Here is a 20,788-nt window from a genome sequence, read left to right on the forward strand (position 1 = left end):
CTTACGGTTAATAGTATATCACAGCAACTAAATTTAGCAGCCCCATGACCATTAAATTTCAGATTTCCTTAACTCTTTGCTTGTGGTCGAATCTGGTATTCACTGATTGCCTGAGAAGTCAATAATTGTTCAGCAACCGTCTGCAAGTCTGCAAGGGTCAACTGATCAATTATACCCGGTTCATCAAAGATTGTCGCCGTCCCGAATAGCCGTTGATCATACCGGTTCGCGATTGCCTCCAAGGAGTTCGCCATGAAGACGACCCGCCCAATCATTTCCTTCTTGACTAATGCGAGTGCTGCTTCCTGACCAACTACAGCCGTCCGCCAGTTTTCTAGCACATCAATGATGGCTGCATCAAACTGGGCTGGATCATCCGTTTCACCACTAAAAGTGACAAAATTAAATCCAGACTGTAATTCGAAATCATAACCAAACGTATCATCGATGATACCCTGATCATATAATCGCAAATAATCTGCTGACGTATCGCCAAACAATAATTCTAATAAAACGTTAACCGCTGCACGGTACTTCAAAGCAGCAGCCCCCGCTTCAATCGGCAGCAAGCCTTTGACACCAACGATTGATTTGGCCCGATTGACTGGCATATCAATCGTCCGATAAGGAATAATGTCATGTCCATCCGTTGCGGTTTCAGGAATCTTACGTTCAATCGGTTGAAAGGCAGCAAATTTTTTAGTTGCTTGATTAGTCGTAATCCACCCTAACACTTCGTCTGGATCAAAATTACCAACCACAAATAACGTCATGTTCTCAGGATGATAGAACGTCCGATAAGCGGCGTACAAGTCATCAGCCGTTATCTTAGCAATCGACTCAGTCGTCCCCGCAATATCATATTGTAGTGGGTGGTTCGGATATAGATTACCAATCATTCCGAAATACAGGCGCCAACTTGGATCATCATCGTACATCTCAATCTCTTGCCCAATAATGCCCTTCTCCTTGTCAACTGTCGCTGGCGTAAAATACGGATCTTGAACAAAATCTAAGAGGGTCATGAGGTTGTCCTGCAGGTGCCGGGTAGCTGAGAACAAATAGCTCGTCTTCGTGAAGCTAGTGAAGGCGTTCGCGCTCGCCCCGTACTGACCAAAAATTTGAAACGCATCATGGTTAGCCTTCTCAAACATTTTATGTTCCAGAAAGTGGGCAATTCCATCTGGGAAGCGTTGCATTTCAGTACTTCCGGCTGGAACAAAGGTATTGTCGATCGAGCCATAGTTCGTTGTAAACGTTGCGTACGTTTTGTGATAACCGGCCTTAGGTAACAACGTCACCGTCAGCCCATTATCCAACTGAGCTTGATAACAACTTTCATTAAATTGATCATATTTTTTTACTTTCATGCGGTTACCCCACTCAAGAAGAACCCATTATTAAGGGTCACCATCTTCGCGACTGCAATGATCTGTTCACGCGTCACACTTTGAATCTGCCATAGCCATTCAGTATCCGTAACGCGTTGTTGCGTTAAATCATCGATCAAGGCTTGCACAGCGAATGTCCGTTGACTATCCAAACTGGACTCAAAATCGTTGATCAAGCCCAGCTTCAGCTGTTCAACTAAATCATCCGTAAAATCACCGGCTTGAATCGCCGTTAATTGGGCCGCAATAATTGCTAACACTTGGTCATGATTTTTGCCATCAATCCCAGCTTGCACCTTAAGCACCCCACGGAAAGTATCCAATGAGCTGCTGGCATAGTAAGCCAGACTCGCCTTTTCACGTACATTCATAAACAATTTAGACAGCGGTGACCCACCAAATAGTTCGTTGAAAACCAAGGCCGCGTAATAATGATTGCCACGATAAAAGACTGGCAAATCATAACCTAAATTTAGCTTTGCTTGGCTGAGTGCCTGTTGTTCACTCACTTCGACGTACTGGTTTGTATTATGATGTTGATAAAATGGCCGTGGGCGCCCCGTCAGTCGATCCTCAAAACCAGCTTGTTGCCACTGAGCTAAAACGGCCGCCTCATCAACGTCACCCGTCACGATAATATCGATTTGATCATTTTGGATCATCATTTGATAATAGTCGTACAAACCTTCCGCAGTGAGGGCTGCCAAATCACTCGCCGTACCGTAACTTGGCACTTGTTGCGCAGGTTCGTCCGCAAACAACGCCGTATTTAACTGCTGTGCAGCATAATATTGCTTATCATCAGCGACCGACATAATCGCCGCTTCCAAATTCTTTTTTTGGCGGTCAAACGTCGCTTGATCAAACTGACCGTCCGCCACTAGCGGCTGTAAAACGACTTGTTGTAAAAACTGGATGGCCTGATTTGTCAGTGGCTGATCCGTTGCCAAATACCGTTCATTCGCAACGGTGATGGCTAATTGCAAGTTATGCGTTGGTCCCTTACGACTAACACCCGCACCAAACGCAGCACCATACATGGCAGCCAATGCGTTGGCTAACGCTCGCTGATCTGGATAATCACGAGAACTTGTTTCTAATAAATTCGATAGTAGCGACCGCTGAGTAATTGTTTCACGTGCAAGCGGTGCCCGAAAATTGATAATAATCTGGTTGGTTTTAAATTGATGACTCTGAACCGTCGTCAATTGGACCCCTTTTGCTAACTGAGTTTGCAACATGTTTCCTCCTTGCATATGTAATAAATAATAAGCGAAAGGCCGGATTGACGCAACTTTCCGTCCTATTGTTTTTTTTATTTTCAGATTATGGTCGCCAAAATGATTATTTTCACGATTAAATTAAATTCTCGTGAGTGGCAATTAACATTGCCAAGTCGCGATTTGTCTGCTATTCTTTTCATTATTGATAAAATTAAGGAGCGGTTAATGTGAAAGTAATTAAATTTGGTGGCAGTTCCCTTGCTAGTAGTCAGCAACTGCAAAAAGTCCTCGCGATCGTTGAGGCTGATCAAAAACGTAAATATGTGATTGTATCGGCACCTGGTAAACGGTTCGATGGCGACACCAAAGTCACTGATTTACTTATTCAATATGCCCGTCAAACGATCCATCATCAAGATACGCAAGCCGTTACCGCAGCTATCATTGACCGTTATGCAGAAATCGGTCACGGGTTTAACGTTCCCGAAGCACAATTGACTCCGATTTTTGAAACAATTCGCAACTTACCAAAACAATCATACGCCGACAACACCTACTTGATGGCAGCTTTCAAAGCGCACGGCGAACGTCTCAATGCGCAACTGGTCGCCGCTGTTTTTCAACAAAGCGGCCTCAACGCTCGCTACCTTGACCCTAAAGATGCGGGAATGGTCGTTACGGACGTTCCTGATGATGCTCAGATTATCAAGAGTAGTTATGACCAGCTCGCTAAGTGGGCCAACAGCGAACAAATCCTAGTTATCCCCGGATTTTTCGCCTACAATCGTAACGGCCAAATTTGTACCTTTTCACGCGGTGGCTCCGACATTACTGGCGCAATCATCGCTCGGGGTGTCCATGCTGAACGTTATGAAAACTTTACCGATGTCGATGCAATTTACGCGGTCAATCCTAGTTTGGTCGCAAAACCAGCGGCCATTAGTGAAATGACGTTTACTGAGATGCGCGAACTTTCTTACGCTGGCTTTTCTGTCTTTCACGACGAAGCGTTGATTCCAGCAATCGAAGGCAACATTACCGTCAACGTCAAGAATACGAACCATCCCGAGGCCCCGGGAACTTTGATTCAGTCAACTCGCGAACCCAATCCCCACTACCCGGTGACTGGGATTGCCAGTTCTTCTAGTTTTTGTTCACTATACTTACGTAAGTATCTGCTCAACAAAGAAGTTGGGCTGGGCCGTAAAATTCTAACGATTTTAGAAAATCATCATATTAGTTATGAACACATGCCATCTGGGATCGATGATTTGACCATCATCTTTGATGAACATCAGTTGACGCCCGAATTAGAGAAAACGTTAGTTGCAGAAATCTCAGCGGCCATCAATCCCGATGAAATTTACTTTACGCACGACTACTCAATCTTAATGCTCGTTGGCGAAAACATGCGCAACCGCGTCGGCATCATGTCACGTGCCGCCACCGCATTAGCCAACGACAATATTAAATTAATCATGGTCAATCAAGGCGCCTCCGAAATTTCTATTATGTTCGGTGTACACGACAATGATGCCGATCAAGCCGTTATTGCGTTATATAAAGAATTTTTCGATTAACCCATACGTCCGACTAGTCAACTAGTCGGGCATTTTTTATGGCCGTGTTTTTCATCAATTGTTGTTGAAAGGTGCCGGCAATTGACCCCGGATACTCGTTCGTCAGCATGTACGTGTCCTATTCCGACCTCCGGGGCTGGGTGACAATTGCTGGAACGCAGCCGACGTCGATTTGAGCTAATGCCCAACCCGCATCATCTCAAATACGAGTCTTATTCTAAGCCGAAAGCAACCCACTTTCAGCTAAGAATAATTTGGCTACTGAGCATTGTCACCCAACCCCTCCAGACTAAAGTGTGCGAGGGATCACGGGTTGAATTTAAGCATTGCCTAGTCAACGGATTAATGCGGTTTGGGCATCAGTCCGTTGGCGTAGCAAGCACAGGATTCAGCGTCACCGCGCGCGTTTCGTTAAGCCGCTCGAATGGCTGATTAACGGCCACTTAACTTGGTGTAATTGGTCTTTTAATACCGGAGCTTCAAATAAAGCGTCAGGTGTAAATCTCTATGTTTATCGAGAAGTTCAATTATTGCTACATTGGTTCAGAAATAGTGAACCATAACAATATCATTTTCTGTCTGACCGTTGCTTGACAAAGTTATCGTTTATAAAAAGTAATGACAAGTCCATCACAAGTTAGGTACATCTTCGTCCGCCATTCGAATACTGTCCCGACTGGAAGGCATTTCGGCCAATGCTCAGCGGTGAAATTCCACTTAGCAAGCGTTCTTTGCTTGGTTAGTGGAAGACCAGTATTTAAGACGTGGTCTTCGGCTTAAATCTGTGTCCACCGCGTTCCAGCAATTGGCCGAAATGCCTGGAAGTCGGCTTAGGACGACGCTAGCCAAGCAAGTTTATGCAAAACTCGAACTTTTTCCAGCGGGCCTTAGCTGGTTGTTTTTGGCCTTATAGCGGCACCTTTCAACAATTTTTCGTGTATAAGTTTAAGCCTTCAATCCCATTTTGTCTGCGTGCCAATATAAATAGGCTTTCCAAGACATCGTCCGTCTTGGAAAGCCTATTTATGATTAGTTGCTCACCGATAACTGGGGTCACTGAATGACAAGTCCTGCCACGTCACGCTAGTTTTCAACTTTTTGATTACCAAACCATTTCTTGTTGATCTTATCTAACGTTCCGTTAGCCTTCAACGTCTTTAGGCCGGCATTAATTTTGCGTTTCATCGTTTTGTCACCCTTACGCATCCCAACTGCGAAGTCTTCCGACTTAAAGGTGCCTTGCGTTTCTTGGTAATCCGCAGAGTTCGCTTCGTGCTTAATATAATAGCTCGCGTAGACGCTATCAATCAAGAGCCCTTTAATTCGTCCAGCATTCAAGTCGAGGAAGGCATTCGTGAAGGTATCGTATTGAACTGGCGTTTTCTTAGCAATCTTATCCTTCAGCAGTTTCGGATTGTTTTCCAATGACTCATAGCCCGAAGAACCTGACTGAACACCCAACGTCTTACCAGTCATATCGTCAAATGAGTTAATATGATTTTTCTTTAAAGAAACGAGGACTTGCTTGTTCTTCAAATAAGTATTACTGAAAGCCACCACTTTTTCACGTTGGGGATTTTTCGTGTAGCCGTTCCAAATCAAATCAATTGTGCCATTGCGCAATTCGGTCGCATTCATGGACCAGTCAATCGTTTGAAAGCTGATCTTAATACCGTACAACTTAAAGACGGCCCGGGCGAGGTCGATATCATAACCAACTAGTTTCCCAGACTTTTCGCGAAAGCCCATCGGGACAAAACTGTCGTCCAAACCAACGACAACGTAACCGCGTTTCTTGATTTTAGACCAAGTATCTTGGGTGTCAGCGCGTTTAGTCACATTTTGACCACAGCCACTTAACGTCGTTGCCATACCCAGGAGCATCACAACGATCAAACTGAGTGCAAATAATCTTTTCTTCATTCTGACGCCCCCTATTGCTTCTTGGTTGGTTCAACGTGGAACATTTCATCCGCGATATTTTCAGCAAAGGTTAAATCATGGGTCACCACAATTTGAGTCATGCCATCAGCCTTTAAGCCTAAAATCAACTTTTCAACTTCCTGTCGTAAGTTCGGGTCAAGTGCTGAAGTTGGTTCATCATAGCATAAGACATTCGGTTTCATGGCTAATGCCCGGGCAATCGCCACTCGTTGCTTTTGACCACCTGATAATTCGAAAGGATACTGGTCAGCGTGATCACCGAGATTCAAACGATCTAATAAAGTCTGCGCCTGCTGTTCTGCTTCTGCGCTAGACTGCTTTAAGACCGTGGTCGGTGCTAAAGTAATATTCTGCATGACTGTTAAATTGGGAAACAATTCAAAATTTTGGAATACAACACCAATCACACTATCGTTACTCCGATTAGTATAGGGGTCAAATGGTTGGCCGTCGACTAAGAACTCACCGGCATTCACCTTTTCAAGCCCCGTAATACAGCGTAATAACGTTGTTTTACCAGCACCTGAAGGGCCCACAATACTTAGAATCTCGCCATCCTTAACGGTTAAATTCAAATTCTTAATAATTGTCCGTGAACCAAAGCTTTTTGTAATATTTTTTAGTTCTAACATATGATGGCCTCCCTATTTCCAGTAACTGTAGTGTTTTTCGATTCGTCCAAGCACAAAAGTCGTTACGGCTGTCAGTGCTAAGTAAATGATTCCGACTAATACTAAGGGTACCAAAGTAACATCGCGCGCTGTCGCAACGTTACCGGCACGTAACAAGTCGCCGAGACCAATGACATAAACTAACGATGAATCCTTGACCAAGTTGATGACTTCATTGCCAACTGACGGTAAAACAATTTTGATCACTTGGGGAATAACGATTTTACGAATCGTCTGCCAGTAGCTCAGCCGCAAGACCCGTGCACTTTCATATTGACCATTGTCAATCGACTGTAACCCACCACGGAAGATTTCCGCGAAGTAGGCCGCGTAGTTCAGAATAAATGCGAATAACGCGGCGTAGTACCGTGGAAAAACAATCCCAATCAACGGTAAGCCGTAAAAGACAAAGATTAATTGCAGTAACAACGGGGTACCACGCATTAACCAAACGTAGAAATGCAATAACCATTGCAGCGGCTTGAAGTTAGACATTAATCCCAGACCAACAACTAACCCCAATGGTAGCGACCCAATCAGGGTCCAAATGAAAATTTTCAGTGTCATAACGGCACCGGATAATAATGATGGCAAAATTTCTAAAATATACTGCATGTACTTTCCCTCCCAAATTTACAGGTCACATTGTCCTGCGTCCACTAATCGGTCACGACTCAAGTACACAAAAAAGTCCCCTTGAGTCGAATACTCAAGAGGACGGTTATCCGTGGTGCCACCTCACTTCGTAATAACTTCACAGTTATTACCTCAGGGAGTTTTGTGATAATAAAAAAATCGTCCTTAGGCCAGCATGCCTAAGAGGACGATTTAATCGCGGTTCCACCTCATATTCACTAGTTGCTCACACAACTAATCTCAACGAGTTTATCACTAAACTCCGCCGCTAACGAGGCCAACCGAAACAGCTTACTAACTTCAGCTGTCCAACTCACAGATGTGGTTCGTTGTAATCCTTGGTCATCTTCCCATCATCGATAACTCGCTCGGCAAGGTCCTTACAACTACTCTTCTGTTCCCTGTTTTTTAATGTTGAGTTCATACTAATCGAAAATTAATCAACCGTCAAGCCTTTTTTACTTGCCACGATGAAAAATTCCGGCGATTCGTGACCAAACACCCGGTTTAGGTGTATCCAAATTCATTAATGGCACCGTTTCACCTTCGATTCGGCGGGCAATGTTGCGGTAGCCTTGTGAGGCTGGATTCTTAGGATCAAGAACGATCGGTTCACCGTTATTTGAAGTCCGAATGACGGCATCGTCATCGAAAACGATTCCTAGCAAGTCGATCGATAAGTGATGCGTAATTTCATCAATATCCATCGTCTCACCATCTTGCATCATGCGCGTCCGGATTCGATTAATCACTAACTTAGGTGCTTCGGCTAACGGATATTGTTCCAATAAACCAACGACCCGATCCGCATCACGAATTGCTGAAATCTCGGGTGTCGAGACGATAATAGCCGCATCCGCACCAGCAATCGCATTCATGAAACCTTGTTCAATTCCGGCGGGACAGTCGAGCAAAACGTAATCAAAATCTGGTTTCAACTCGTCTACGATTGCCCGAACTTGGTCAGGATTCAATGCATCCTTGTCCGCATTTTGTGCAGCTGGCAATAAAAACAATAAGTCATCAAACCGCTTGTCTTTGACCAACGCCTGCCGTATTTGAGCACGACCTGCAACTACATCCACAATATCATAAAGGATCCGGTTATCGAGACCCAAAATAACGTCTAAATTCCGCAATCCAATATCTAAATCAACTAAGCAAACTTTCTTGCCCATCAAAGCAAGGGCCGTCCCTAAATTGGCCGTAGTGGTCGTTTTGCCGACCCCACCCTTACCAGAGGTGATGACAATTGCTTTTCCCATCAAACACGTCCTCCATTTCGAGTAAATAGCTTCGGTCGTACCCGTTTTAATTGCTGGAGCGGCTGGTAGTCCAACGCTTGAATGTCATTAATATAGACGACGTTCGTCCCATCAACAACTTTTTCAAGGTCCACTAATTCTAACAATTCACCGACTCGAACCCGCGGGACGGTCGCTAAGGGGCTAACGATCACCGCATCATTGTGATCGGGATAACCGGCCTCAAGCGCACCGTTTACCTCACCCATCACAAAGATACTACCCGTCGCCCGGAGCACCCCACCTTCATGGATCTTACCGAAGAACAACACGTCCCCCGTAATCTCAACGACCTGACCGTTGCGAATAATCTGATTAACCAGATGCACCGTATCACGTTCAATCATCGCTAAAGCATCCGCCGTCAAAATAACATCTGCCGTTAGCTTATGAATACTGAATAACGGATATCGTTGAATCAACTGTGTCACTTTTTGATTTTGTTCCGCAGTCAGTAGTCGACTAGCCGTATCCAGGTCAAACGAGATTTGTTTATCAGTCGTATTATCAGCCTGCAACCGATCCAACAAGACCTTCAAGTCGACCATAATATCATCGAAACTTGCTTCTTGCCGTAAAATCAGTTCATAGCCGTCATTACTGGCCTTTAAAACTACACTCTGTTGCATGTTAGAATTCCTTTCTGCCGACTAATTAACACTCAGATATAACCGACGCATTGGATAATATAATATGACAAAGATGGCTAGGTTGACCGCAATCGTCGGTCCTAGCGTGTACACCGCAAAGTCTGCTAACCCACTAGAGATCACATGGCTCATCGTGTACCAAATATACGTAAATGCTTCCAAAATGGTCAAATTAATAATATAGATCATCAGTAACGTTAAAAAGTTCAGGTCGATCCATGGCTTGATTTGTCGACATATATAGACTACCAACGGTAAGCCAATCATGTAAACGCCTAAAATCCCAGTATAGTACCAGTCAAACACCAAGCCCACGAATGCAGACCAGATTCCAACCGACAGATTATCACGGTCGTCTAAAAAGACAGCGAAGACAATCCACAGTAAAACTAGGTGTAAGACACTGGCGTACGGGTAACTAAATAGTTTACCGGCAAAAACATTTGACACCGAGCCGTCTAAAAAGAGTGCAACAAATAACCCAATTGGAAAGATGATTTTTAATCTTGAGTAACGCACCGTTGCACCTCCCTACTGTTCAGCGACCGTCACAACTGTTAAGTCACTAAGGTCCGCTGCGGGTGTGATTTCCACTTCGGATGCTAGCCCGTAATCATCCTGCTTGACACTAGCAACCGTGCCGACATAAAGTCCCTTCGGCGTATTGCCGCCTAAACCACTCGTCACGACTTTATCGCCTTTTTTGATTTTAACGTTAGACGTCACGGAACCCATCTCTAAAAGATTATTGCTCTTATCATAACCTGAAATAATCCCGTTAACAGTCTTACCAGCACTATTCGTAATCTGAATAGCAAACTTATTCGAAGACGAACTCGTATTAGAAATTAATTCAACCTTAGAATTCGTTTGGTTAACTTCCACGACCCGGCCAATTAAACCCTTTTGTGACATGACAGGCATATTCTTCTTTACACCGGATGTCGCACCCTTAGAGATCACGAGTTGGTTCATCCAAGATGATGGTGTCCGCGTCAAAACATTGGCGGTCACCGTCGTATAATCAGATAACGAATTATTTAATTTCAACTGCTTGCGTAACTGCTTGTTTTCCGCACGCGTCGTCTGGGCACTAACCTTGGCCTGCGCCAGTTGATCAACTTGCTTCTTCAATTTTTGATTTTCTTGATAGGTGTTCAACAAGTCAGAAACTGAGTTGGTCGCACTTTGTAAGCCATTGACTGGCCAAGCAATCACCCGGTCAACCGCACCAGCCACATCGTTTCCAAATTGTTGGATCAATGGTGGTGTCGATTTCTTATCACGAATGGCTACTGAGACACTCATCAAGCCGAAACTAATAATGAACACGACAATCGCAATCACTAGTTTTCGGTTAGAAAAAAACTTTTGCATAATGAACCCCCGGTCGAAAATTCAATGATTTAACAATAAATAAGCGGGAAGACGTCTTCCCGCTCACCTGTTATCGCTTTTTCATAACGTCGATGCTCTTGAGTGATTCACCGGTCCCAACTGCAACACAGTCAAGCGGTTCGTTAGCGATGAAAACCGGTACTTTGGTTTCGTCCGCAATCACTTCGGAAAGATTCTTCAATAAGGCACCACCACCGGTCAAAACAATCCCGTGGTCAATTACGTCAGAGGCAATTTCTGGGGAAGTTTCTTCAAGGGTTTCTTTAATGGCTGAAATAATTTCAGAGACCACTTCTTGGATGGCTTCTGAAACATCTACAGATGAGATTTCAACCGTCTTTGGTAAGCCCGACAAAAGATCTCGTCCACGAATCGTTGACCCTTCCAAGTCTTCAGCGGCTTCCAAAGATGCTGAGCCACAGTCGATTTTAAGTTGTTCGGCTGTGCGTTCACCAATTAAAAGATTAAACTTCTGGCGAACATGGTAAATGATTGAGTCATCGATCTTATCGCCAGCCATTCGAATTGAACGGCTTGATACGATCCCACCTAAGGAAATTGTCGCAACATCGGTAGTCCCACCACCAATATCAACGACCATGCTCCCAGTTGGATCCATGACTGGCAGCCCTGCACCAATAGCGGCTGCAAATGGTTCTTCAATGACATATGCATCCCGCGCACCTGCAACCCGTGTTGCATCAATAACGGCCCGCTTTTCAACTTCGGTAACCCCACTTGGTACACAAACCATGACGTATGGCTTACCATTTGAGCGGCCGAGTGTCTTTTGAATAAAGTACTTCATCATCGCAACGGTCGTATCGTAGTCCGCAATAACGCCATCCTTCATTGGCCGAATCGCCACAATGCTTGCTGGGGTTCTCCCAATCATATCCCGTGCTTCTGAACCAACTGATACAATTTCACCAGTTTTCGTGTTCTTCGCAACTACGGATGGTTCACGTAATACGATGCCCTTGCCGTCAACGTACACAATTGTGTTGGCCGTACCGAGATCGATCCCGATATTCTTTGTCCCAAATCCGAACACTACATTCATCCCTTCATCATTAACAAATTTAATTTTTTATTTAGTCATAATAGTAAGTATTATAGCATAGTCGCACTGCATTAAAAAAGCATTGCCTGAATCCTAGCATACCGTAAATTAATGAAAAATACAGTCCCACTATTTAACTTAGATAAAATTTAACAAAAAAAACGCGATCAGGCCGATTAAATTATCGGTCCTAACCCCGTTATTTTACCACATTCTGTTACGAATCCGTATTACAATTTAACACGCCCTGCTCGGCAAAACTAAAGTAATCGTTTACACCGATAATAAAGCTATCCAAGAGCGGTAACCCCATCAGTTCACAAGCCAGTTGTAACCGCTTGGTAAATTCAACGTCTTTTTTTGACGGCGTCACATCACCACTCGGATGATTATGTGCAATAACGACCCGGGCAGTCGGTGTCGTTAGGGCAACTTTAATAATTTCCCGCGGTTGAGCCGGACAACTATTGAGCGTGCCCTGAAAGACGACCTGGCGTTTGATCACTTGATTTTTCGTATCTAAGCATAACAATTGCAACTGTTCCTGCTCTAAGTTGGCAAAGTCCCGTGCTAAAACGGCTCCCAGTTGTTCACTACCATATACCTGCCCCAAAATTAATCGACTTGGCCGGGGTAATAGTTGCCCACATCTGAGCGCCACGATTAAACCTTGCCAGCGCGGATTTTCAGACGACTCATGTAACCACTCTATAGCGTCCTCTATCGGGTACTCACGCTCAAAGGCCTGCATCGCGCTAGTCACCGCGTCGTTGGGTAAAAACGTCCCAAAGTAGGCTTGCATTAATTCACGAACTTGTGCTGTCGGTATTTGTTCTTCGCTGATCATCGTCATTGAAACCACCCTTTCTACCTAGTAGTTTCGTAAAGTGACCGGCTAACCATTAATTCACCGACATTTTAACGCAATTTTTTCAGTTAACTCACAATCATCTTTGATAATATCAGTACCAAGGACGCAGTATTATTTCTTGCGCAATTGTCTTCTAAGCATCCGTGTCAGCCCCTAATCAGTTTCTGAGTCGCTGCCATCCTTGAAATAAGCCCGTACGTCACTAATAAAGTACAGCGACCCCGTTAGTAGTAACGCATCATCACTCGACATTTCTTGGAGTGTCTGCATCAAGGCAGCTTGCCAATTATCAAATACTTCAGCGGTCCGGCCATTTGGCATTTCATGTGCCAACATCGTCGGGTCGGTCGCTGGACGTTTTGCGTTCGGACCTTCGAATTGTGTCAACCGTAATTGAACATTAGGTAATGCGCCCAAGGTCTGAATCATTTGTTGATGCTGCTTATCCGCTAAGACCGCAAAGATGACATAAACGGTTTGCTGTCCAAATCGCTCACTCAAAGTAGCTGCTAATTCAGTTACTGCCGGCTCATTGTGCGCACCGTCAATCATGATCAGTGGGTCCTGATTCAAGCGTTCGAAACGGCCAGGCCATTGTGTTGCTGTCACAGCCGCTTTGACGTCGCTAGTGACCACGGGTAGCTGAGTCGCTTGGTGGTAAGTTAGGTACGCCGCTATTGCAACGGCCGCATTATCAACTTGATAGTCTCCCAGTAGCGGAGTTGTCAAGTCTTTAAAATGCGCCTCTAACCCGTCAAAGTTAAACCGTTCTTGCCAGCCTTGGGGCGGTAATAATTTGGTTGTAAAATCAACTCCCAACGTCCGCAACGGCGCCCGTTTGCTCATGGCGGTATCAATCATCACTTGCTGTGCTTCAGCCGGTAATTTACCAACAATTACCGGCACCTGCGTCTTAATGATACCTGCTTTTTGAGTCGCAATCGCCGTCAATGTATTACCTAGAATTTGCATATGATCATAACCGATCGTAGTAATCACACTAACGGCTGGTGTCCAAACATTGGTAGAATCGTATAACCCACCCAACCCAACTTCAATAATGGCAATATCGATTGGCTGAGCAGCAAAGTAAAGAAACATCATTGCGGTAATGATCTCAAATTCTGTGGGGCCCCCACTTGCCAATGTCGCGTCAAGCTTGGCAACGATCGGTTGAATCTGTTGCACCAGACCAACAAGTTCTTCATCGCTGATGGGGGTGCCGTCAACACTGATCCGTTCATTGAAGCGAACAATGAACGGCGACGTGAAAGTTCCCACCGTTAGCCCATCTGCCATAAATAATTCGCGTAAATTCGCAACCGTCGACCCCTTGCCATTGGTCCCCGCCACGTGAATGCCGGCCACCTTTAACTGTGGATCACCCAATTCATGTAAGAATTGGCGCATACGACTGAGTGTCGGGGCTTTTTTGAACTGAGTCCGGCCGTGAATAAAGGCTAATGCTGCTGAATAAGTGTCAATCATGTTGGTCTTCCTTCCTGTAAACCGCGCGAATCATCATTTGGCCGTTTGCTCACCATACTTCTAGCTAATGAGCCCTTATATTTTACGTTTTAATAATAAAATGGTAACCATCCCAAAACGGGACGATTACCATTTTACCAGTAACACACATTTCAGTTAACTATTATCGCAAATTAAGCTTCAGCCTTAATATCAACTAAACGTTGCTTTAAGGCAGCTAGTTTTGTCTGATTGTCCGCTAACTTCTCTTTTTCACTATTAACGACGTCTTCAGGGGCATTGGCAACAAAGCGTTCGTTACCTAACTTCTTCGTCGCCCGTGCGGCTTCGCTTTCAAACTTGGCTTGTTCTTTTTCAAGTTTTTTGACTTCTTCATCGAGGTCAACAAGTTCAGCTAACGGAATGTAAACTTCCGCATCACTAATCACTTGTGTCATGGCTAACTTCGGTGCAACCACGTCGGCGCCAATTGACAGTGTCTTCGGATGTGCAAACCGTTGAATATAATCTTCATTAGCTTTGAAAACAGCTTGTAACCGAGTGTTGTCCGTCTTAATTAATAGATCCACGGCTGATGACATCTTCGCATTAGCTTCTGCTCGAATGCTCCGAACGGCCGTAATCAATTCAATAAGTGAGGCCATATCACTTTCCGCCGTTTCGTCATCAAATTCAGGATGGTCAACAGGATAAGCAGCGACTACTAAGGATTCACCAACGTGTGGCATTGATAACCAAATCTTTTCGGTCACAAATGGCATGATTGGGTGCAATAACCGTAAGATTTGATCCAAGACATAGGCTAACACGTTTTGGGTATTGGCCTTGGCTTGAGCGTCATCACCGGTCAAGACTTCCTTACTCATTTCGATATACCAGTCACAGAAGTCATTCCAGATAAAGTTGTACAAGGCTCGACCAGCTTCACCAAAGTCAAACTTATCAAAGGTAGTCGTCACTTGTTTGACCGTCGCGTTCAAACGACTCAAAATCCACTTATCTGCTAACGTCCAGTCACTTGCAGCTGGTAATTCCGGTTTGTCCATGGTGCCCAGGTTCATGATAACGTAACGGCTGGCGTTCCAAATCTTGTTAATAAAGTTCCATGCAGCATCCATCTTTGTATAGCTGAACCGCACATCTTGGCCGGCCGTCGACCCGTTAGATAAGAACCACCGTAATGCATCGGCCCCGTACTTTTCAATCACATCCATTGGATCAATCCCGTTACCGAGTGATTTGCTCATTTTAACACCATGTTCATCACGAATCAGGCCATGTAAAAGAACATTCTTGAATGGTCGCCTTCCTGTAAATTCAAGACTTTGGAAAATCATCCTTGAAACCCAGAATGGCAAAATATCATAGCCAGTCACTAAGGTATTCGTTGGGAAATAGCGCTTAAAGTCTTCCGCATCAGTGTTTGGCCAGCCCATTGTTGAAAATGGCCAAAGTGCACTTGAGAACCAAGTATCCAACACGTCTGGATCCTGTTCCCAGTTTTCTGGATCTTTTGGTCCATCAACACCGACATACGTTTCACCGGTCGTCTTGTTATACCAAGCTGGAATCCGATGTCCCCACCAGAGCTGGCGTGAAATAACCCAATCATGGATGTTTTCCATCCACTGCTTAAAGGCATCTTCAAACCGCTTAGGAATAAAGTCAACGGCATCGTCACCCTCTTGATTCTTCAAAGCTTGTTCGGCAAGTGGCTTCATCTTCACAAACCACTGGGTTGAGAGCCGCGCTTCAACTTGGACATCAGTCCGTTCAGAATGCCCAACGCTATGCACAATTGGGTCGATTTTAATCATCAAATCTTGATCTTCAAGATCCTTGACCATCGCTTTACGTGCTTCAAAACGGTCCATACCTTCGTATTTACCCGCATTGGCGTTCATTGAAGCATCATCATTCATGGTGTTAATCCGTTTCAAATCATGCCGGTTGCCGACTTTAAAGTCATTCGGGTCATGAGCAGGCGTGATTTTCACCATTCCAGTTCCAAACTCAGGGTCAACGTACGCATCGGCGATAATTGGAATTTCACGTTCTGCTAATGGCAAGATGACTTTTTTGCCAACCAATTCCTTGTAACGGTCATCACTCGGATTAACCGCAACGGCGGTATCGCCCATCATGGTTTCAGGACGAGTCGTGGCAATTTCAATGTAATGTTTACCATTGAAAGTATAGTCTTTGTCAGCAAATGGGTACTTGACGTGGTAGAACGCACCCTTGTCATCCTTATGAATCACTTCGATATCAGACAAAGCCGTCCGTGCTTGAGGATCCCAGTTGATGATGTATTCACCACGATAAATCAAGCCCTTGTTGTAAAGATCAACGAAGACTTTCTTAACCGCATCTGACAGGCCATCATCCATGGTGAACCGTTCACGAGAATAGTCCAATGACAATCCCATCTTAGCCCACTGTTGTTTGATAATCGACGCGTATTCGTCTTTCCAATCCCAAACTTGTTGAATAAACTTCTCACGACCAAGATCGTAACGGCTGATCCCTTGTTCGCGCAGTTTGGCCTCAACCTTTGCCTGTGTGGCAATGCCGGCATGATCCATTCCTGGTAACCATAAAGTATCAAAACCTTGCATTCGTTTCTGACGAATAATAATATCTTGTAACGTGGTATCCCAAGCGTGGCCTAAATGCAACTTACCCGTGACATTTGGCGGTGGAATCACGATTGAATAGGGTTTAGCTTTCTTGTCGCCCGAAGGCTTAAATAAATCTTGGTCTAACCAAGTCTGATAACGACCTGATTCCACGGCGGTCGGATCATACTTAGTTGGCATATCAGTAGTTGGTTCTTCTGACATTGGGGCACATCCTTTCTTTTGGCACTAAAAAAGTCCACTCATCCTATTAGACTAGGACGAATGGACTTCGCGGTACCACCTAATTTTAAAGCCATCACAAGTGATCGCTTTACAGCTTAAACATCGTTGTTAACGAACGGTGTATCCCGTCCGGCTATTCCTACTAAAACAGTTCAGAATAGCAGCTCGCAAGCTACCTTCACGCTAAAACCGCCAAGCGTGTTTCACTGTTCACGCTCTCTCTGTTGACGTTGTTTATCGCTACTCTCTTGCTCATTGCTGGTTGTCACTATTGTAATGAATTTCCTGAGTGCCGTCAATCCTTATTCGAATTGTTTTAGGGCATCCAGTGCCGCAACGTAATTTGGCTCGTGACTAACATCTGGCACGATTTCATGATAAACGATTTTACCGGCCGCATCAGCGACATAAATCGCCCGGGTCAACGTCCCATTGTTGGGCAAGTATAGATTGGTGGCGTAACCAAAGGATAGTTCTTCATCGGAAGCCACCGTTAAGTTCTTAACGCCTTCCTTAGCGCACCAACCAGCTTGGTCAGCAACCGCGTTATTGGAAATGGCTAAAAATTGAACGTGGGGGTACTTATCAGCCTGTTGATTGAACTTCTTTGTTTGAATAGAACAAACTCGCGTATCAATATCTGGCATCACACTTAACAAGACAGGCTTACCTAGCAAGTCCTTAGTCTTAATCTTTTCATCATGGGTAGTGAACACTTTGAACTTCGGTAACTGGTCACCATCTTGTAACGGTTCACCGACTAAGTCTAATGCTTGATCATGAAATAATACTTGCACGTAAAACACCCCTTCGATAACTAATGGTTTTCTAATATTTGTGGTAGTAATAGTATAGCTCAAATTTAACGCAATTTCAGTTTCCGCGCAAATAATCGTCTCAAAAATTATCATTCTTGACATGCGACGCGTTATTTGACGTTAGTCATGGTTTAAACGTGCTTATTAGTTGGTTTGTTGTTCGTCAGCCGATGTGCGTCCTAACGTGCCAACACGTGTGTACGCCGATTTCAGTATATTCAAGCATTAAAATGTGGTGTCGTAGCCAGCTGGAGTGCAAGTTGGGTTGCACGTTCGAGCGAATCGTTTGTTTGTTGTTCCCAGCGGGCAGCGAGTGTGTTGGCCGGGTCGTGCAGACTAGTTAAGATATGTTGGGCGACTTGCAACGCGTGTGGTTGATGTAAACTGGTAGCCATAGTTTGTAGCGCGTCAGCTAGTTGTTCGCCTTCAGTTAGCTGTCGAGTCACTTGCATGGGGGTTTCGATGGCAACTTGTTCGTTGGCGCGCTGACCCGCCTGAATCCAATTATCCGTACTAGCTGGCACTGGTAACCAGAGCATCAGTAAAACGAACCACGTTAAGCAGGTCAGTTGGGACAGATCGATGCCCGCACCGGCCCATGGGTTCAGATCTAAGTTACGTAATTCCAAGTATTGAATCCCATCCTGACATAGTTGTGAATGACCACCAGCATGACGCAACCGAACCTGACCGTAAAATTCCTTGGTCGCACTTAATTTTCCATTATCAACGGCCGCTTGCAGTGTTTGACAATAATCATTTAACGACGCGTACGAGACCGTAACACCCGGCCGATTGGTATACCCGCTAGAACTGTTGCGTAAGCTTCGAACGGGCTGGGCTGGTGGCGTAAGACCAGACTGTGGCCAGCAGCATGGTGAGCAGCCATAAAGATACGTCAGTAGCCAGCGATAGTGCAAATAATTCTGCGCAATGTGCAGGTAACAGTGATTTTGAAAGGTGGTGAAATCACGACTATCTGTCTGGGCCTGATACAATCCCATCATCAGACTAGCCGCCAAGCTCACATTACAGTGAACACCTGACAACATTTGACGTCGTCGGCCATAGCGGTGAGCAAGTCCTTGTCGATAGGCGACAGCGGCCGCATCCAACTTAGCGATTGGAATATCCCGGTCTTCTCGTGGAAGTATGGGCGGCATGCTTAGCGGCCAAATCAGTTCAGGCAGAAGCCTTTGCCGGACTTGTTGTGTGAGCATCGTTAAGGCGTGCAACGCAGCAACCGCACTTGCTTGCGGTTGGGTGACTAACTCCAACTGTGTCTCCGCAAAGTCCCGTTGCAGGCCGGACAACTCGCTGATAAGTGTTGGTGATAATGCCGTATCCGCCAAATGACCGGTCACCGTTACCCGCTGGCCTTCCCGTTCCAGCCCAATCTGAACAACCTGTGCATTGATCAACGCCGTATTTTCCATTAATAATTGTTGCCACTCCATCCACTCACCTCGCTGATTCAATCTAAATTTATCGTAGCATAGTCACGACCTTGGTTCGCTGATTATGACCTATTATTTAGCTGACTTACCATTACGAAATGAGCTTCCGCGCGTCCCTGCTTGATCATCCAAAAAATCAAAAAAACGAGTACCCAGTATTACCGGGTACTCGTTTTTAGGGTAATAATATCACCCGTTTTTGACCTACAATAGTTCAGCAAAAACGTCTTCTTGTGTATTCAAATAATTTTCACCCGGCTTGATCTCAGTCATTTTAACACCAGCCAAAGCGCGTGCCATCAGTCCTTCAACATCAATCCGTTCTTCGTAGGACCGTGAACGGTCTAGCTTCGGATGCGTCTTGGGTGCTGGCGGCGCAAAAATCGTACAACAATCTTCAAATGGCATGATCGACAAGTCATAGGTATCAATATCTTCGGCAATCTTAATAATTTCCGTCTTGTCCATGGAAATCACTGGGCGCAAAACCGGCAAGGTGGTCACATCATTGATGGCAATCATGCTATCCATCGTTTGTGAAGCCACTTGCCCTAATGATTCACCATTAAAAATCGCCTTACCATGCCGTTGACGCGTAATGGCGTCCATCAAACGCATCATTAGGCGCCGTTGAACGGTCATAAGATAACCCTCGGGCACTTTTTCTTTGATTTCTTCTTGAATCTCAGTGAATGGAATCTGAATAAACTTCACGCTACCAGAGTAACTTGCTAGCGTTGACGCTAACTGCTTGGCCTTTGCTAACGCCTGTTCACTCGTGTATGGCGGACTGAAGAAATGGACCATTTCCATGTCCACACCACGCTTCATGCCAAGGTAGCCGGCAACTGGTGAATCAATCCCACCAGAAAGCATCAGCATTCCCTTGCCAGCGGTGCCGACCGGTAATCCCCCGGCACCCTGAATCGTTTCTGATGATAAGAAGATACCGTTTAACCGAACTTCAACACGTAACACAATGTCCGGATTCTTCATCTTAACTTGAATCCCGTCAACGTGGTCCAAGATTTGCCCACCGAGCATGTCATTGATTTGATTTGTATCGTATTCAAACTGATGATCGGAGCGCCGTGTGTAAATTTTAAAAGTCATCCCCGGTTTAAACTGGGCTTTGACCATCGCAATCGCCGTTTCATAGACGGCATCCATGTCGGCATCGACGCGAATACTTGGTGAAAAGTTTTGAATTCCAAAAACTAGCTTCAAACGGCCCATGACTTTATCGGCATCCTCACCATTTAACATGATGTGCATCCGGTCACGGTTCGCGTGGACCTTTAGTTCTGGAAAGTCGTGCAACGCTTTGCGTACGTTACGGCCTAAGCTATCGATAAAGTTCCGCCGGTTTTTACCCTTGGTCGATAGTTCACCATAACGTACCATGATTTCAGTGTACTGCATGAACAAGT

The 20,788-nt window shown here is 45.0% G+C and carries 17 protein-coding genes and 2 other annotated features; of the genes, 1 reads left to right on the top strand and 16 read right to left on the bottom strand.

The window, feature by feature from the left end; genetic code table 11:
• Window positions 1-68 precede the first annotated feature (68 nt).
• The gene (gene yfmH / locus ACOV1R_RS00050; RefSeq protein ID WP_015380568.1) at window positions 69-1,370 is read right to left on the bottom strand and encodes an EF-P 5-aminopentanol modification-associated protein YfmH; all 1,302 of its coding nucleotides are present in this window, start codon (window positions 1,368-1,370) and stop codon (window positions 69-71) included.
• Complete coding sequence (gene yfmF / locus ACOV1R_RS00055) at window positions 1,367-2,632, bottom strand: EF-P 5-aminopentanol modification-associated protein YfmF (protein WP_015380569.1); 1,266 nt, start codon at window positions 2,630-2,632, stop codon at window positions 1,367-1,369. Before yfmF ends, yfmH begins: the two co-directional genes overlap by 4 nt.
• A gap of 209 nt (window positions 2,633-2,841) precedes the next feature.
• Here yfmF and ACOV1R_RS00060 point away from each other — a divergent pair, with 209 nt between their 5' ends.
• Window positions 2,842-4,194, top strand: coding sequence for an aspartate kinase (locus ACOV1R_RS00060; protein ID WP_003646116.1), 1,353 nt, complete (start codon window positions 2,842-2,844; stop codon window positions 4,192-4,194).
• 1,083 nt (window positions 4,195-5,277) lie between these two features.
• On the opposite strand, the gene ACOV1R_RS00065 is transcribed toward ACOV1R_RS00060, so the two are convergent.
• The 14 genes from ACOV1R_RS00065 to thiI all read right to left on the bottom strand — a co-directional run bounded on the left by ACOV1R_RS00065 (window position 5,278) and on the right by thiI (window position 20,780).
• Window positions 5,278-6,117 (bottom strand): amino acid ABC transporter substrate-binding protein, encoded by an 840-nt coding sequence (locus ACOV1R_RS00065; protein WP_003641494.1) that lies wholly within the window; start codon window positions 6,115-6,117, stop codon window positions 5,278-5,280.
• Window positions 6,118-6,128: 11 nt separating this feature from the next.
• A complete protein-coding gene (locus ACOV1R_RS00070) occupies window positions 6,129-6,770 on the bottom strand; it encodes an amino acid ABC transporter ATP-binding protein (RefSeq protein ID WP_003641493.1) in 642 nt (213 codons plus the stop codon).
• A gap of 12 nt (window positions 6,771-6,782) precedes the next feature.
• Window positions 6,783-7,424 (bottom strand): amino acid ABC transporter permease, encoded by a 642-nt coding sequence (locus tag ACOV1R_RS00075; protein ID WP_003641492.1) that lies wholly within the window; start codon window positions 7,422-7,424, stop codon window positions 6,783-6,785.
• 201 nt (window positions 7,425-7,625) lie between these two features.
• Window positions 7,626-7,856: a binding site (T-box leader), on the bottom strand.
• A gap of 47 nt (window positions 7,857-7,903) precedes the next feature.
• Window positions 7,904-8,710: a septum site-determining protein MinD gene (gene minD / locus ACOV1R_RS00080; RefSeq protein ID WP_003641491.1), complete on the bottom strand. Its 807-nt coding sequence runs from the start codon at window positions 8,708-8,710 to the stop codon at window positions 7,904-7,906.
• On the bottom strand, window positions 8,710-9,378 hold the full coding sequence (locus tag ACOV1R_RS00085; RefSeq protein ID WP_003645400.1) for a septum site-determining protein MinC: 669 nt from the start codon (window positions 9,376-9,378) through the stop codon (window positions 8,710-8,712). The genes minD and ACOV1R_RS00085 overlap by 1 nt, the downstream gene beginning before the upstream one ends.
• 21 nt (window positions 9,379-9,399) lie before the next feature.
• Window positions 9,400-9,918, bottom strand: coding sequence for a rod shape-determining protein MreD (gene mreD / locus ACOV1R_RS00090; RefSeq protein WP_003641489.1), 519 nt, complete (start codon window positions 9,916-9,918; stop codon window positions 9,400-9,402).
• 12 nt (window positions 9,919-9,930) lie between these two features.
• Window positions 9,931-10,776, bottom strand: a complete 846-nt coding sequence (mreC, locus tag ACOV1R_RS00095; RefSeq protein WP_003641488.1) for a rod shape-determining protein MreC — start codon at window positions 10,774-10,776, stop codon at window positions 9,931-9,933.
• 70 nt (window positions 10,777-10,846) lie between these two features.
• Window positions 10,847-11,851, bottom strand: coding sequence for a rod shape-determining protein (locus ACOV1R_RS00100; RefSeq protein ID WP_003644642.1), 1,005 nt, complete (start codon window positions 11,849-11,851; stop codon window positions 10,847-10,849).
• Window positions 11,852-12,077: 226 nt separating this feature from the next.
• Window positions 12,078-12,713, bottom strand: coding sequence for a JAB domain-containing protein (locus ACOV1R_RS00105; protein ID WP_003641486.1), 636 nt, complete (start codon window positions 12,711-12,713; stop codon window positions 12,078-12,080).
• Window positions 12,714-12,884: 171 nt separating this feature from the next.
• Complete coding sequence (locus ACOV1R_RS00110; RefSeq protein ID WP_003645402.1) at window positions 12,885-14,219, bottom strand: bifunctional folylpolyglutamate synthase/dihydrofolate synthase; 1,335 nt, start codon at window positions 14,217-14,219, stop codon at window positions 12,885-12,887.
• 173 nt (window positions 14,220-14,392) lie between these two features.
• A complete protein-coding gene (locus tag ACOV1R_RS00115) occupies window positions 14,393-17,062 on the bottom strand; it encodes a valine--tRNA ligase (RefSeq protein ID WP_015380573.1) in 2,670 nt (889 codons plus the stop codon).
• A gap of 49 nt (window positions 17,063-17,111) precedes the next feature.
• Window positions 17,112-17,348, bottom strand: a binding site (T-box leader).
• Between the two features lie 37 nt (window positions 17,349-17,385).
• A complete protein-coding gene (gene tpx / locus ACOV1R_RS00120) occupies window positions 17,386-17,880 on the bottom strand; it encodes a thiol peroxidase (protein WP_003644643.1) in 495 nt (164 codons plus the stop codon).
• A gap of 239 nt (window positions 17,881-18,119) precedes the next feature.
• Window positions 18,120-19,358 carry a glutamate--cysteine ligase gene (locus ACOV1R_RS00125; RefSeq protein WP_054519023.1) on the bottom strand — a complete coding sequence of 413 codons (1,239 nt, stop codon included), beginning with the start codon at window positions 19,356-19,358 and terminating at the stop codon, window positions 18,120-18,122.
• Between the two features lie 204 nt (window positions 19,359-19,562).
• Window positions 19,563-20,780 carry a tRNA uracil 4-sulfurtransferase ThiI gene (thiI, locus tag ACOV1R_RS00130; protein WP_003641480.1) on the bottom strand — a complete coding sequence of 406 codons (1,218 nt, stop codon included), beginning with the start codon at window positions 20,778-20,780 and terminating at the stop codon, window positions 19,563-19,565.
• Window positions 20,781-20,788 lie beyond the last annotated feature (8 nt).

Origin of the sequence: Lactiplantibacillus sp. YT640, from assembly GCF_049745435.1 — a bacterium.
In the GTDB taxonomy this organism is placed as follows: Bacteria; Bacillota; Bacilli; order Lactobacillales; family Lactobacillaceae; genus Lactiplantibacillus; species Lactiplantibacillus plantarum.

Bases quoted from the DNA above. Each gene is read 5' to 3' on its own strand.
- yfmH (WP_015380568.1), bottom strand. From the start codon at position 1,370: ATGAAAGTAAAAAAATATGATCAATTTAATGAAAGTTGTTATCAAGCT.
- yfmF (WP_015380569.1), bottom strand. From the start codon at position 2,632: ATGTTGCAAACTCAGTTAGCAAAAGGGGTCCAATTGACGACGGTTCAG.
- ACOV1R_RS00065 (WP_003641494.1), bottom strand. From the start codon at position 6,117: ATGAAGAAAAGATTATTTGCACTCAGTTTGATCGTTGTGATGCTCCTG.
- ACOV1R_RS00070 (WP_003641493.1), bottom strand. From the start codon at position 6,770: ATGTTAGAACTAAAAAATATTACAAAAAGCTTTGGTTCACGGACAATT.
- ACOV1R_RS00075 (WP_003641492.1), bottom strand. From the start codon at position 7,424: ATGCAGTATATTTTAGAAATTTTGCCATCATTATTATCCGGTGCCGTT.
- minD (WP_003641491.1), bottom strand. From the start codon at position 8,710: ATGGGAAAAGCAATTGTCATCACCTCTGGTAAGGGTGGGGTCGGCAAA.
- ACOV1R_RS00085 (WP_003645400.1), bottom strand. From the start codon at position 9,378: ATGCAACAGAGTGTAGTTTTAAAGGCCAGTAATGACGGCTATGAACTG.
- mreC (WP_003641488.1), bottom strand. From the start codon at position 10,776: ATGCAAAAGTTTTTTTCTAACCGAAAACTAGTGATTGCGATTGTCGTG.
- ACOV1R_RS00105 (WP_003641486.1), bottom strand. From the start codon at position 12,713: ATGACGATGATCAGCGAAGAACAAATACCGACAGCACAAGTTCGTGAA.
- ACOV1R_RS00110 (WP_003645402.1), bottom strand. From the start codon at position 14,219: ATGATTGACACTTATTCAGCAGCATTAGCCTTTATTCACGGCCGGACT.
- ACOV1R_RS00115 (WP_015380573.1), bottom strand. From the start codon at position 17,062: ATGTCAGAAGAACCAACTACTGATATGCCAACTAAGTATGATCCGACC.
- ACOV1R_RS00125 (WP_054519023.1), bottom strand. From the start codon at position 19,358: ATGGAGTGGCAACAATTATTAATGGAAAATACGGCGTTGATCAATGCA.
- thiI (WP_003641480.1), bottom strand. From the start codon at position 20,780: ATGCAGTACACTGAAATCATGGTACGTTATGGTGAACTATCGACCAAG.